Source organism: Actinoplanes utahensis (genome assembly GCF_016862455.1).
GTDB classification, from domain to species: domain Bacteria; phylum Actinomycetota; class Actinomycetes; order Mycobacteriales; family Micromonosporaceae; genus Actinoplanes; species Actinoplanes utahensis.
Genome location: NZ_BOMZ01000111.1, coordinates 1 through 12,961 on the forward strand (window position 1 = coordinate 1; position 12,961 = coordinate 12,961).

The 12,961-nt window shown below is 71.5% G+C and carries 17 protein-coding genes; 11 read left to right on the forward strand and 6 right to left on the reverse strand.

All coding sequences use genetic code 11. From position 1 onward, the window contains the following. Positions 1-40: 40 nt before the first annotated feature. On the reverse strand, positions 41-610 hold the full coding sequence (locus Aut01nite_RS39415; protein WP_043526372.1) for a DUF3000 domain-containing protein: 570 nt from the start codon (positions 608-610) through the stop codon (positions 41-43). A gap of 81 nt (positions 611-691) precedes the next feature. Between Aut01nite_RS39415 and hemE the strand changes: the two genes are divergently transcribed. The 3 genes from hemE to hemQ all read left to right on the forward strand — a co-directional run bounded on the left by hemE (position 692) and on the right by hemQ (position 3,893). Beyond that, complete coding sequence (gene hemE / locus Aut01nite_RS39420; RefSeq protein WP_043526374.1) at positions 692-1,726, forward strand: uroporphyrinogen decarboxylase; 1,035 nt, start codon at positions 692-694, stop codon at positions 1,724-1,726. 95 nt (positions 1,727-1,821) lie between these two features. Next, positions 1,822-3,192, forward strand: coding sequence for a protoporphyrinogen oxidase (gene hemG / locus Aut01nite_RS39425; protein WP_043526542.1), 1,371 nt, complete (start codon positions 1,822-1,824; stop codon positions 3,190-3,192). Beyond that, a complete protein-coding gene (hemQ, locus tag Aut01nite_RS39430; RefSeq protein WP_043526376.1) occupies positions 3,189-3,893 on the forward strand; it encodes a hydrogen peroxide-dependent heme synthase in 705 nt (234 codons plus the stop codon). The genes hemG and hemQ overlap by 4 nt, the downstream gene beginning before the upstream one ends. Here hemQ and Aut01nite_RS39435 read toward each other — a convergent pair. Next, entirely contained in the window at positions 3,890-4,339 is a 450-nt protein-coding gene (locus Aut01nite_RS39435; RefSeq protein WP_043526378.1) for a GNAT family N-acetyltransferase, read from the reverse strand. The genes hemQ and Aut01nite_RS39435 overlap by 4 nt on opposite strands. Positions 4,340-4,395: 56 nt before the next feature. Between Aut01nite_RS39435 and Aut01nite_RS39440 the strand changes: the two genes are divergently transcribed. Genes Aut01nite_RS39440 through Aut01nite_RS39455 form a run of 4 tightly spaced genes read left to right on the forward strand, consistent with a single transcriptional unit; the run spans position 4,396 to position 6,568 of the window. Next, complete coding sequence (locus Aut01nite_RS39440) at positions 4,396-4,650, forward strand: isoamylase early set domain-containing protein (protein ID WP_043526543.1); 255 nt, start codon at positions 4,396-4,398, stop codon at positions 4,648-4,650. Between the two features lie 38 nt (positions 4,651-4,688). Next, on the forward strand, positions 4,689-5,291 hold the full coding sequence (gene wrbA, locus Aut01nite_RS39445) for an NAD(P)H:quinone oxidoreductase (RefSeq protein ID WP_043526380.1): 603 nt from the start codon (positions 4,689-4,691) through the stop codon (positions 5,289-5,291). A 9-nt stretch (positions 5,292-5,300) separates the two neighbouring features. Next, positions 5,301-6,098, forward strand: coding sequence for a thymidylate synthase (locus tag Aut01nite_RS39450; protein WP_043526382.1), 798 nt, complete (start codon positions 5,301-5,303; stop codon positions 6,096-6,098). Then, the gene (locus Aut01nite_RS39455; protein WP_043526384.1) at positions 6,095-6,568 is read left to right on the forward strand and encodes a dihydrofolate reductase; all 474 of its coding nucleotides are present in this window, start codon (positions 6,095-6,097) and stop codon (positions 6,566-6,568) included. Before Aut01nite_RS39450 ends, Aut01nite_RS39455 begins: the two co-directional genes overlap by 4 nt. Here Aut01nite_RS39455 and msrB read toward each other — a convergent pair. Continuing rightward, entirely contained in the window at positions 6,546-6,944 is a 399-nt protein-coding gene (msrB, locus tag Aut01nite_RS39460; protein ID WP_052163875.1) for a peptide-methionine (R)-S-oxide reductase MsrB, read from the reverse strand. The genes Aut01nite_RS39455 and msrB overlap by 23 nt on opposite strands. Before the next feature lie 64 nt (positions 6,945-7,008). Between msrB and Aut01nite_RS39465 the strand changes: the two genes are divergently transcribed. The 3 genes from Aut01nite_RS39465 to ligD all read left to right on the forward strand — a co-directional run bounded on the left by Aut01nite_RS39465 (position 7,009) and on the right by ligD (position 9,253). Then, complete coding sequence (locus Aut01nite_RS39465) at positions 7,009-7,488, forward strand: hypothetical protein (RefSeq protein WP_043526386.1); 480 nt, start codon at positions 7,009-7,011, stop codon at positions 7,486-7,488. A 99-nt stretch (positions 7,489-7,587) separates the two neighbouring features. Further along, a complete protein-coding gene (locus Aut01nite_RS39470; RefSeq protein WP_043526388.1) occupies positions 7,588-8,160 on the forward strand; it encodes an LPXTG cell wall anchor domain-containing protein in 573 nt (190 codons plus the stop codon). A gap of 67 nt (positions 8,161-8,227) precedes the next feature. Next, positions 8,228-9,253, forward strand: a complete 1,026-nt coding sequence (gene ligD / locus Aut01nite_RS39475; protein WP_043526390.1) for a non-homologous end-joining DNA ligase — start codon at positions 8,228-8,230, stop codon at positions 9,251-9,253. A gap of 62 nt (positions 9,254-9,315) precedes the next feature. Here the strand turns inward: ligD and Aut01nite_RS39480 are convergent, their stop codons facing one another. After that, positions 9,316-9,771: a GNAT family N-acetyltransferase gene (locus Aut01nite_RS39480; RefSeq protein WP_043526392.1), complete on the reverse strand. Its 456-nt coding sequence runs from the start codon at positions 9,769-9,771 to the stop codon at positions 9,316-9,318. A gap of 56 nt (positions 9,772-9,827) precedes the next feature. On the opposite strand from Aut01nite_RS39480, the gene Aut01nite_RS39485 reads away from it, so the two are divergent. Next, a complete protein-coding gene (locus Aut01nite_RS39485) occupies positions 9,828-10,283 on the forward strand; it encodes a potassium channel family protein (protein WP_043526394.1) in 456 nt (151 codons plus the stop codon). Here Aut01nite_RS39485 and Aut01nite_RS39490 read toward each other — a convergent pair. Together Aut01nite_RS39490 and Aut01nite_RS39495 are read right to left on the reverse strand one after the other, a co-directional pair. After that, a complete protein-coding gene (locus tag Aut01nite_RS39490; RefSeq protein ID WP_083999160.1) occupies positions 10,234-11,769 on the reverse strand; it encodes an alpha/beta hydrolase in 1,536 nt (511 codons plus the stop codon). The genes Aut01nite_RS39485 and Aut01nite_RS39490 overlap by 50 nt on opposite strands. 69 nt (positions 11,770-11,838) lie before the next feature. Further along, on the reverse strand, positions 11,839-12,906 hold the full coding sequence (locus Aut01nite_RS39495) for an ATP-dependent DNA ligase (protein ID WP_043526398.1): 1,068 nt from the start codon (positions 12,904-12,906) through the stop codon (positions 11,839-11,841). Positions 12,907-12,961 lie beyond the last annotated feature (55 nt).

Consider the following 12,961-nt stretch of genomic DNA (forward strand, 5'->3'; position numbering starts at 1 on the left):
GAGGCCGGGCGCGGTCTCCGGGCGCGACAGCGCCCGGAGATCAGCTCTTCAGCAGGTGCCGGTCGCTGAGGGAGGCGACGCCCGGCGGCGGCAGCCCCGCCGTCGAGGACAGCATCACGCACCAGCCGCGCAGGTGCGCGCCGAAGTCGCCGGAGGTGGGCGTCCAGGACGCACGAACCTCCAGGTCGGCGGTCGGCTCCGGGCCGGCCAGCTCGCCGAAGCGGGTGGACGCGGTCTGGGTGACCGTGCCGCCGATCGCCGTGTACGCCGCCGCGTGCTGGTCCAGCCCGTCGGTCAGCCATGTCCAGGCGACCGCGGGCAGCAGCGGATCGGAGGCGAGATCCTCCTCCAGCTCCGCGGTGATCAGCGTGACCAGGCGCAGATCGCCCTGCCAGGCGTCGTGCCCGGCCGGGTCGTGCAGCAGGATCAGCCGGCCGCTCGCCACCTCGTCACCGGCGCGGAGCACGGTGGCGCTGAGGGCGAACGAGTACGGCGCGAGCCGCTGGGGCGCGGCGATCTCCTCGAGCAGGATCTCCGGCCGCGGCGACTCCGCGCGCAACCCGGCAACGGCGCGGGTGAACGCCTCGGGGGCAGCGGAGGGGGACGCCATGGGGGCAGCCTATGCCGATCTAGTGGCTGCCACTGCTCGCCGCGCCGCCGGGGCGCGCCGGACCCATGACAGGATGGCCGGGTGACGGTTCTCCAGGATTCCCCGTTCGTCCGGGCCTGTCGTGGTCTGCCCGGCCCGCACACTCCGGTCTGGTTCATGCGGCAGGCCGGCCGGTCCCTGCCGGAGTACCGGAAGATCCGGGCGGGTGTCGGCATGCTGGAGTCGTGCCGGCGGCCCGACCTGGTCACCGAGATCACCCTGCAGCCGGTGCGCCGGCACAACGTGGACGCGGCGATCTTCTTCAGCGACATCGTGGTGCCGATCGCGGCGGCCGGTGTCGATCTGGACATCGTCGCCGGCACCGGCCCGGTGGTGGCCGAGCCGATCCGGGCCGAGGGCGACCTGGCCCGGCTGCGCCCGATCACCCCGGCCGACGTGGACTTCGTCACCGAGTCGGTGCGGCTGCTGGTCGCCGAGCTCGGCGCGACGCCGCTGATCGGGTTCGCCGGCGCGCCGTTCACGCTGGCCAGCTATCTGATCGAGGGCGGTCCGTCGCGGACCTACCTGAAGACCAAGGCGATGATGTACGGCGCCCCCGACCTGTGGAACGCGCTGCTCGCCCGCCTCGCCGACATCACGCTGACCTTCCTGCGCGTCCAGATCGACGCCGGGGTGAGCGCGGTCCAGCTCTTCGACTCCTGGGCGGGCGCCCTGTCCGAGGCCGACTACCGCAGGTACGTGATGCCGCACTCGGCCGCCGTGCTGGGCGGCCTGGCCGACGCCGGGGTGCCGCGGATCCACTTCGGAGTGGGCACCGCGGTGCTGCTGGAGGCGATGGGTGAGGCCGGCGCCGACGTGGTCGGGGTGGACTGGCGCACCCCGCTGGACGAGGCGACCAAGCGGATCGGGCCGGCTCGCGCGGTGCAGGGCAACCTGGACCCGGCGATCCTGTTCGCCGGGTGGGAGACGGTCGAGCGGGAGACCAGGCGGATCCTCGAGCAGGGCGCGGCCGCTCCGGGCCACGTCTTCAACCTCGGTCACGGTGTGCTGCCGGAGACCGATCCGGAGGTCCTGACCCGGCTGGTCGCGCTGGTGCACGACGTGTCCGGGTCCTGAGACCCTGGAGGCCGGGGCCGCCGGGGGAGCAGGATCGCGTCACAGCGACGGACCCCGCTCGGCGGAAGCGGGCGCGACCTGGGAGTGTGAAGAGCGTGCGGAAGCGGATCGCGATCATCGGCGGCGGCATCGCGGGCCTTGCGGCCGCGGTCCGCTCGCGCGACCTGACACCCGCCGCCGAGATCGTGGTGTACGAGCGGAACACCGCCCTGGGTGGCAAGCTCCACACCGGTGACCTGGGTGGACTGCCGGTGGAGCGGGGCGCCGAGTCGTTCTTGAACAGCGGCCCCGACGGCGCCGAGTCCGCGGCGGTGGCCCTGGCCCGCCGGCTCGGCCTCGGTGACGCGCTGGTGCATCCGGCCGCCCGTCCCGCCGCGCTGGCGTTCGGCGGCCGGCTCGCGCCGATCCCCGGCGGCACCCTGGTCGGTGTCCCCGGCGACCTGTCCGCGCTGGACGGTGTGGCCGCGCCCGCCGACGGCGCCGACGTGGACTCCGGCCGGCCGCTGCTGGCGCCCGGCGAGGACGTCGCGGTCGGCGCGCTGGTCCGCGAGCGTTACGGGCCCGAGGTGGTGGACCGGCTGGTCGATCCGATGCTCGGCGGGGTCTACGCGGGCCGGGCCGACCGGCTGTCGCTGCGGGTCACCATGCCGCAGCTCGCGCACACCGCGGAGACCGAGCACACCCTGGCCGGCGCGGTCCGGGCCGCCCAGTCGCGCAGCCGCCGGGTGCCGGGGCGGCCGGTGTTCGCGGCCGTCGAGGGCGGGATGAGCCGGTTCGTCGCGGCCGCCGCCGCGGCGTCCGGGGCGCGGATGATGCTGGGGGAGACGGTGCGGGAGCTCAGCCGTACCCCGCGGGGTCGTTGGCTTCTGACTCTCGGCCCGGCGCCCGCGCCGCGCACCGAGGAGGCCGACGCGGTGATCCTGGCCGTTCCGGCGAAGCCGGCGGCGCGGCTGCTCGGACGGGCCGAGGAGCTGGAGTACGCGAGTGTGGCGCTCGCCGCGATGGCCCTGCCACCCGGCACGGAGTTGCCGGAGCTGTCCGGTTTCCTGGTGCCGCCGGGGGAGGGGACGCTGGTCAAGGCCGCGACTTTCTTCACCACGAAATGGCCGCACCTGGCCGTGGCCGGCGGTCCGGTGATCGTGCGGGCGTCGCTGGGCCGGGCCGGTGAGGAGGAGCGGCTGCACCTGGACGACGCTTCGCTGCTCGCCATCGCCCACCGTGAGCTCGGCGAGCTGCTGGGTGTGCCACTGCCGGCGCCGGTGGAGTCGTGGGTGCAGCGCTGGGGCGGTGGCCTCCCGCAGTACGCGCCGGGTCACGCCGACCGGGTCGCGCGCCTGCGGGCCGGGCTGCCGGAGGGGCTGGCGCTGGCCGGGGCCGCGTTCGACGGTGTCGGCATCCCGGTGTGTGTGGCGAGTGGAGAGCGTGCGGCGGACGATGTGAGCAAGTACCTGGAGGGGATTCGATGACAGAGCAGCAGACCAACGCGGCCCGGATCAAGGAGCTCAACGCCACGATCCGTTACACCATGTGGTCGGTCTTCCGGGCGGCCACGCCGCTGCCGGCGCTCCGCGACGAGTTGGCCGCCGAGGTCGACGGGCTGTTCGAGCAGCTCAGCGCCAAGGGCGTGACGATCCGCGGGACCTACGACGTGTCCGGGCTGCGGGCCGACGCCGACATCATGGTGTGGTGGCACTCCAGTTCGCCGGACGCGCTGCAGGACGCCTACGGGCTGTTCCGCCGGACCGCGCTGGGCCGTCACCTGGAGCCGGTCTGGTCGCAGATGGCGCTGCACCGCCCGGCCGAGTTCAACCGCAGTCACCTGCCGGCGTTCCTGGCCGACGAGGAGCCCCGGCCGTACATCTGCGTCTACCCGTTCGTGCGTTCCTACGAGTGGTACCTGCTGCCCGACGAGGAGCGCCGCCAGCTGCTCGCCGAGCACGGCAGGATGGCCCGGCCATACCCCGACGTGCGGGCCAACACGGTGGCGTCGTTCGCGCTCGGCGACTACGAGTGGATGCTCGCGTTCGAGGCCGACGAGCTGCACCGGATCGTCGACCTGATGCGTGACCTGCGGGCCTCCGGCGCGCGGCGGCACGTGCGCGAGGAGGTCCCGTTCTACACCGGCCGCCGCCGCTCGGTCACCGAGCTGGTCGCCCACCTGCCCTAGCCGGCGGCCCGCTTCATGGGCACGTGGGGGATGCCGTCCTCCAGGAACTCCGGGCCGGCCGTCTCGAAGCCGAACCTCGCGTAGAAACCGGTGAGGTGCGCCTGCGCGTCGAGCACGGCCGGCCGGTTCCCGATGACCTCCAGGGCCTTCTCCATCAGCCGGGCGGCGAGTCCGGCGCCGCGGGCGTCCGTCGCGGTCACCACCCGGCCGATCCGCTCGGCGCCGGGATCGGCCAGGACCCGCAGGTACGCCCGCACCTCGTCGCCCTTCTCGAACCAGATGTGCCGGGTTCCGGGCTCGATGTCGCGTCCGTCCGGGTCGAGATAGGGGCATTCCTGCTCGACCACGAAAACCACGCTGCGCAGTTTGAGAATCTTGTACAGGGTGGTGGTGTCCAGATCGCGGAACGAGGCCACTCGAAGCTCGTCGTGAGGTTCGGGATGCATCGGCACAACATACGCGGCTGTCCGCCGTTGTACCCGGTGAAGGCTGGGAGGGCATGATGATCAAGACAAGCAGGCTGTTCGGCAACAAGACCCGGGTGACCTTCAGCTTGCCCGCCGCCGAGCCGGCCGGCCGGGTCAGCGTGGTCGGCGACTTCAACGACTGGGAGCCGGGCCGGCACGAGCTCCAGGCGCGGCGCAACGGCACCCGGACGGTGAGCGTGTCCCTCGGCCCGGGGACCTACAAGTTCCGCTACCTCGCCACCGACGGCATCTGGCTGGACGACGAGGACGGCAGCGAACTTCACCTATAAGCGTTTCGGCCCGGGGGCCGAGGGGATCTCCTGGTGTCATGGCTGATGTGAAGCTGGCGATCATTTACTACTCGTCCACGGGAACCATCCACGCGATGGCTCAGCGGCTCGGCGAGGCCGGTGAGAAAGCCGGCGCCGACGTGCGCCTGCGCCAGGTGCCCGAGCTCGCGCCGGCCGAGGCGATCGCCTCGAACGCGGCCTGGAGCCAGCACTTCGACCGGACCAAGGACGAGCCGAAGGCGACTGCCGACGACGTGGTCTGGGCGGATGCGGTGCTCTTCGGCACCCCGACCCGGTACGGCAACGTCGCCAGCCAGCTCAAGCAGTTCATCGACACGCTGGGACCGCAGTGGGCGCAGGGCCAGCTGGCGAACAAGGCGTACGCCGGGTTCACCGCGTCGATGACCGAGCACGGCGGCCAGGAGTCCACGCTGCTGGCCCTCTACAACACGATCTACCACTTCGGCGGGGTGGTGGTGGCGCCCGGGTACACCGATCCGCTGAAGTTCGCCGACGGCAACCCGTACGGCGTCTCGCACGTCACCGGCGGCAGCAACGACGCCCCGCTGTCGGAGGTGCAGTTCGCCGCGCTGGACCATCTGGCCCGGCGCATCGTCGGCATCGGCGGGAAGCTCCGCTAGTTTTACCGGATGGCCGTCGACACCCAATATGAAGATCTCCTGCGGCGGGTTCTGGAGTCCGGCACTCCCAAGAGCGACCGCACCGGCACGGGGACGCTCAGCCTCTTCGGTGAGCGTCTCCGTTACGACCTGTCCCAGGGTTTCCCACTGATCACCACGAAGCGGGTGCACTTCAAGTCGCTCGCCGTGGAGCTGCTCTGGTTCCTGCGCGGCGACACCAACGTGCGGTGGCTTCAGGAGCGCGGCGTCACGATCTGGGACGAGTGGGCCTCCGCGTCGGGCGATCTCGGCCCGGTCTACGGCAAGCAGTGGCGTTCCTGGCCGACGTCCCGCGGTGACGTCGATCAGCTCGCGGAGGTGCTGGAGACGCTGCGGACGGATCCGGACTCGCGGCGGATGATCGTCTCCGCCTGGAACGTGTCGGACATCCCGGATATGGCACTCGCGCCGTGTCACGCGCTGTTCCAGTTCCACGTGGCCGACGGCCGGCTCTCCTGCCAGCTCTACCAGCGCAGCGCCGACCTGTTCCTGGGCGTGCCGTTCAACATCGCCAGTTACGCGCTGCTGACCCACTTGGTCGCCGCGCACACCGGCCTGACACCCGGTGACTTCATCTGGGTCGGCGGTGACGTGCACATCTACAACAACCACATCGAGCAGGTACGCGAGCAGCTCACCCGGGAGCCGTACCCGTTCCCCGGCCTGGAGATCGCGCCCCGCCCGAGCCTCTTCGAGCACGAGTTCGAGGACTTCACGCTGGTGGATTACCGGCACCACCCGCTGATCAAGGCCCCTGTGGCGGTATGACCATCCACATGATCTGGGCCGAGGCCCGGAACCGGGTGATCGGCGCGGGGAACACCATCCCGTGGCGGGTGCCGGGGGAGCAGCGGATCTTCAAGGAGCGGACGATGGGCGCCGCGGTCGTGATGGGCCGGGCCACCTGGGACTCGCTGCCGCGCAAGCCGCTGCCCGGCCGGGAGAACATCGTCCTGACGCGGAACCCCGCGTGGACGGCCGCCGGCGCCACGGTGATCCACTCACTCGATGACGTGAAGCCCGATGACTTCTGGGTGATGGGCGGTGCCGAGGTCTACGCGGAGTTCCTGCCACGGGCCGGGCACATCGTCCGGACCAGGATCGACATCGAGGTCGCCGGGGATGCCTTCGCGCCGGAGCTCGGTGACGAGTGGGTCGTCACCGAGTCGGCCGTCGTCGAGGCGCCCACGGGCGTCTCTTACGTCGTCGAGGACCTCAGGCGGCGGGATCCAGCCTGATCGACAGGCTGTTCACACAGTGCCGCGTGTTCTTCGGGGTGAAGCCCTCGCCCCGGAACACGTGGCCCAGGTGCGAATCGCAGCGGGCGCACCTGATCTCCGTGCGGACCATGCCGTGGCCGCGGTCCTCGATCTCCTTGACCGCGCCGGGGATGGCGTCGTCGTAGGAGGGCCATCCGCAGTGGCTGTCGAACTTGCTGTCGCTCCGGTAGAGCGCCGCGCCGCAGGCGCGGCAGTTGTAGACGCCCTCGGTCTTGGTGTCCACGTACTCACCACTCCAGGCGCGCTCCGTGCCGGCCTCGCGCAGGACCCAGAACTCCTCGGGGGTCAGGCGGACCCGCCATTCTTCCTGAGTGGTAGGTAGATCGGTCGTCATGCCATCAACCGTACGTCGCACGTCCGGTCCGCCGGATGTGATGTGCGCCCGCCGTTGAGGGGTCATGGAAGGTGCATCCCCGGCGACGTTCCGGCCGACCCCGCAGCAGGCGTTCGGCCACGGTCTCTACCTCGGCGTGCTCGGCGCGGTGGCGAGTGTCGGAATGGCGGTGATCATCGCGCTGTTCGGCTCGGGGCCGCCCGGGTGGATGTGGGCGGCGCTGGTGCTCGGGTCGCTGCTGATCGGGGCGGTCGCGGGTCTGGCGGCCGGGCGGCGTACCGGGGTCGAGGTGGGCGCCGGCGGGATCCGTACCTCCTCGGTCTTCGCAGAGGGGGTGGCGCCCTGGAGCCGGGTCGTCGACCTGCGGGCGGAGCGGCGGGGGCGCCGCAACGTGGTCTCGGTCTACCTGGACTCCGGGGCCAGCGTGCAGTTGCACGCCCCGTACAGCGGAGGGCTGTTCGCGGCCGACCCGCAGTTCGAGCTGAAGGTGTTCGCTTTGTCTCATTTGTGGCGGAGTCACCGTTTCGGTGGTCTTCCGGGGTGAAGACCCGCCGAGGGCTTTTTTCGGGTAAATCGGGCAATTAACGTTAAGCTCTCGTGCGACCATGGAACCGTACCTTCAGCAACAGAACGGATACTCCTCATGAGCTTTTCGCGTCGGCTGGCCGCTGGACTCCCCACGGTCGGTGCCACCGTCCTTGTCGCCCTGGCCCTCGGCGGCGCGCCCGCCTCGGCCGCCGCTGACCTCGCCGGCAAGGCCGGTCACGCGATCATCACGCCCAGTCCCGGGCCGGGTGATCAGCGCGGCAACGCCGGTTACGGCGACGTCCAGCAGGCCCCCGAGGCGCCCGCCGGGCCCGCCGCGGTCGCCACCGTCCCGCCCGCCGGCGGCGCCCCGGCGACCACCGCCACCGGCCCGACCCGCGGCAAGCCCGGTTACGGCCCCGGCGAGGCGCCGAGCGAGACCCCCAGCGAGACCCCCAGCCAGACGCCGAGCACGCCGACCGGCACCGTCACCCAGGGCACGCCGGGCGGCGCCCTCGCGGAGACCGTCACCCCGGTCCCCGGCGCCACCACCGGCGGCGCGGGCGTCAGCTCGGGCGAGACGCTGCCGCTCACCGGCGACGCGCTCGGCGGCACCCTGGCCGTCGGCGGCCTCCTGGTGGCCGGCGGCGCCGCGGCCGTGCTCTACTCGCGCCGCCGCCGCAACGCCTGACCCTCTTCTCGCCAGGCCGTCCGGTTCACGGGCGGCCTGGCGCCTTCTCGGGGCATAGGCTCACACCATGCCGAAAGCCGCCGCGGAAGAGCACGAGATCGCCGGGCACACCGTGCGCCTGAGCAGCCCCGACAAGGTCGTCTTCCCGGCCCGCGGGTTCACCAAGCGGGACGTCTTCGAGTATTACCTGGCCGTCGGCGACGGCATCCTGCGCGCCCTGCGCGACCGTCCCACCACGTTGCAGCGCTTCCCCGACGGGATCGAGGGGGAGATGTTCTTCCAGAAACGGATCCCCACCCGCGGCGTTCCCGACTGGATCAGGACCGCGAAGATCGCCTTCCCGAGCATGCGTACGGCCGACGAGCTCAGCCCCGCCGACCTGGCCCACGTCGCCTGGGCCGCCCAGATGGGCACCGTGGTGTTCCACCCCTGGCCGGTCCGCGCCGGCGCCCCCGACTCCCCGGACGAGCTGCGCATCGACCTCGACCCGCAGCCCGGCACCGGTTTCCCGGACGTGGTCGCCACCGCCGGTGTGGTCCGCGAGGTCCTCGCCGAGCTCGGCTGGACCGGTTACCCGAAGACCTCCGGCGGCCGGGGTGTGCACGTCTATGTGCGCATCGAGCCCCGCTGGTCGTTCGTTGACGTGCGCCGGGCGGCGATCGCGCTGGCCCGCGAGGTGGAGCGGCGCGACCCGGCCGGCATCACCACCTCCTGGTGGAAGGAGGAACGCGGCGAGCGGGTCTTCCTCGACTACAACCAGATGGCCCGGGACCGCACCATCGCCTGCGCCTACTCGCTGCGCGCCAACGCCCGGGCCACCGCCTCCGCCCCGGTCACCTGGGACGAGCTGGCCACCGTCGAGCCGGACGACTTCGACCTGCGGACCATGCCGGCCCGGTTCGCCGCGGGCGGCGACCCGCACGCCGGCATCGACGACGTGGCGCACGACCTCACCCCGCTGCTGGAGTGGGTCGCGCGGGACGAGCGAGACGGTCTCGGCGACCTGCCCTATCCGCCGGACCACCCGAAGATGCCCGGGGAGCCCAAGCGGGTGCAGCCCTCCAAGGACCGCGACCTCAAGTCATCGGGTTAGCCCGTGTGGAGTCCGGCCGCTGTTCGCGCCCGGAATCCCCACACGGTCCGGACCGTCGCCGGTCACAGGGCCAGCTTCATGCCCTCGTGCGACGCCTCGAAGCCCAGGGCGGCATAGAACCGGTGCGCGTCGGTGCGCCGCTTGTCGGTGGTGAGCTGCGCCATCCGGCAGCCGCGCTCCCGGGCGCGCTCGACCGTCCACCGGATCAGGTCGCCGCCGAGCCCGCGGCCGCGCTGATCGGAGCGGATCCGCACGGCCTCGATCGACATGCGCTCGGCGCCGCCCCGGCTCAGCCCGGGGATGAAGGTGAGCTGGCACGTGCCGATCACCTCGCCGTCCACCTCCGCCACGATCAGCTCGTTGCGGTCGTCCGCGTCGATCGCCTCGAACGCCGCCCAGATTCCGGGCTCGATCTCCGCCGGCACGTCACCGAAGCCGCGGGCCCGGCTGAGGTCGTCGTCGGCGAGCAGGCGGAGGACGGCCGGGACGTCGGCGCGGGTGGCGATGCGGATCTTCATGGCCGAAAGCCTGTCACGGGCTGTCGCGGGTTGTTCACCTCGGGCACCATGACCAGATGAATGCGCTGCTCATCCTGCCCCGGATGCTGTACCGCGGGCTTGTCTGGCTGGCCAACTCACCGAAGAGACTACTTCTCGCGTACTCCATGCTGATCGTGATCTGCGGCTACCTCTACCACCACTTCGAGGGCAAGTCGATCGGCGACTCGCTCTGGTGGGCGGTGGTCACCGCCTCCACCGTCGGGTACGGCGACTTCGCGCCACAGACCTGGCCCGCCCGGCTGATGGCCGGGATCCTCATCTCGGCCATGGTCCTGCTGGTGATCCCACTGATCACCGCGCACTTCGCCAGCAAGCTGATCGTCGACACCGACGCCTTCCGGCACGAGGAGCAGGAGGAGCTCAAGGCCAACCTGCGGATCACCCGGGTGCTGCTGGAGGAGATGGCGGCCCGTCAGGGCATCACTTCGCCGGGCAGCGCAGACCCTCCCGCGGCAGCTCCAGATCGATGAGGTAACCGTCCACCGCGTCCCGGATACAGGCCGTCGTCGGGTACGCGGTGTGCCCCTCGCCCTCCCAGGTCAGCACGTGGCCGACGCCCAGCATGTTCGCCAGGTCCGCGGTGTTCTCGTACGGCGTCGCGGGGTCCCCGGTGGTGCCCACCACCAGCAGGTCCGGGGAGCCCACCGCCTTGCCCGCCGGGTAGGGGTCCCGCTGACCGGCCCAGAACACGCACGGCAGCATCCCGACGGCCAGCGCCGCGCCGAACAGCGGGTACTTCGCCCGCCACTCGCCCTGCAACCGCCGGACCTCCTCGGCGGTCGGCGTCTTGCCGGCGTCCGCGCAGTTCACCGCCAGGTTGGCGTCGAACATGTTGGAGTAGGTGCCGTCCGGTTCGCGTTCCGCGTACTGGTCGGCGAGCTGGAAGATGCCCTCCGCGTCGCCCTGCTGGAGACCGGCGATCGCCTCGGCCAGGTAAGCCCAGCCCGACTCGGTGTAGAGCGACGAGATCAGCCCCACGAACACCCAGCCGTCGGTCGCCGCCCGCCCGTCCGGGCCGGTCACCGGCGACACCTTCGCCTTGGCCAGCGCGTCCGTCACCGCGCCGCGGGCGTCCGGCGCGATCGGGCACTTCGCCGCGTTCCGCGCACACCAGCCGGTGAAGTTGGTGAAGGCCCGCTCGAAGCCCTTCGCCTGCTGCTCGGAGCCGGACACGAAGGACTCGGTCGGGTCGACCGCGCCGTCCAGCACCAGGGCGCGCACGTTCTTCGGGAACAGCTGGGCGTAGGTGGCGCCGAGCAGCGTCCCGTACGAATATCCGAGGTAGGTGAGTTTCTCGTCGCCGACCGCGGCGCGCAGCGCGTCCAGGTCACGGGCCGCCTGCTCGGTGGAGAAGGTGCGCAGGCGCTCCCCGTACTTCCCGGCGCAGTCGGCGGCCACCTTCCGGTTCAGCGCGACGGCCGCGTCGAACTCGGCCTGACCCGCCGGATCCGGGGTGGCGGCGAAACTCGTGTCCTGATCCTTGGCGCTGATGCACTTGACCGGGCTGGACCGGCTCACCCCGCGCGGGTCGAACCCGACGATGTCGAACCGGTCGGTGATCTCGGTCGGCAGGCCGCCCTGCGCCTGGCCGAACGACAGGTAAACGGCGATGTCGATGCCGGAACCGCCCGGCCCGCCCGGGTTGATCAGCAGCGACCCGATCCGGTCCGCCGCCTTCTGCTTCTTCGACCGGATGCGGAGAAGCGCGATGTCGTACGTCTCCGCGCTCGCCGGGGTGGCCCAGTCGCGGGGCACCGTGACGGTGGCGCACTCGTACGTCATGGCGGAGGAGGCGACACCCACCACCTCCCGGGGCACCTCGGGACAGGGCCGCCACCGGGTGCCCGTGCCGCTGCTCGGAGCGGCGGCCCCCGGGACGGCCGGCTCCTCGGAACCCTCCGGCGCGAACGAGGGCAGCGTGCACCCCGCGACGGTGGCCAGAACCAGCACGGTCATGAGGGCGACGGCCAGGCGCGAGCGACGATCCACGCCCCGAACCCTATCCGGTCCTCCCCACGGCGATCCTCAACGGCTGGTCAGCACCTCCGCGAGATCGAACCGGACCGGCCGCTCCAGCTGCTCGTAGGTGCAGGTCGACGGCTCGCGGTCGGGGCGCCATCGTTCGAACTGGGCGGTGTGCCGGAACCGGACGCCCTCCATGTAGTCGTAGCGGACCTCGACCACCCGCTCCGGCCGCAGCGGGACGAAGGACAGATCCTTGCCCGCGTTCCACCGGCTCACCTCGTTCTTGCGCGGGGTCCGCTCACCCTGCTCGTGCGCCGCCCAGTTCCACGGATGATCCTCGAACGTGGTGACCAGCGGCTGCAGCTCCGCGAACAGCTCCTCCCGGACCTTCATCGGGAACGAGCCGATCACCCCGACGCTGACCAGGACGCCCCGCTCGTCGTGCAGGCCGAGCAGCAGCGAGCCGATCCGGTTCTCCGCCGACTTGTGCACCCGGTAACCGGCGACCACGCAGTCCGCCGTCCGCTTGTGCTTGATCTTCGACATCACCCGCTTGTCCGGCTGATAGGTCAGATCCCGGCCCTTGGCGATCAGGCCGTCGAGCCCGGCGCCCTCGAACTCGGCGAACCACCGGCGGGCGGTGTCGAGATCATCGGTCGCCGGAGTCACGTACACCGGGGGCTTGGCGTTCTCCAGGGCCTTCACCAGCATCTCGCGTCGCTTGTGGAACGGCAGCTCGGTCAGGTCCTCGTCGCCCAGCGCCAGCAGATCGAACGCCACGAAACTCGCGGGCGTCTGCTCGGCCAGCAGCTTCACCCGGCTGGCCGCGGGATGGATGCGCTGCTGGAGGGCCTCGAAGTCGAGAGTGTTCCGCCCGGTGTCGGCGACGATCACCTCGCCGTCGATCACCACCCGCTCCGGGAGGTTGCCCAGCACCGCCTCCACCACCTCCGGGAAGTAGCGGGTCATCGGCTTCTCGTTGCGGCTGCCGATCTCCACCTCGTCACCGTCCCGGAAGACGATCGACCGGAATCCGTCCCATTTGGGCTCGTAGATCTGGCCGGGCGGGATGTCCGCGACGGGTTTGGCGAGCATCGGCTTGACCGGCGGGTTCAGCGGGAGCTGCATCCGATCAGTGTGCCCTCTTTACTCGTCCCCTGGGGCAGACCTCACCATCAAACCC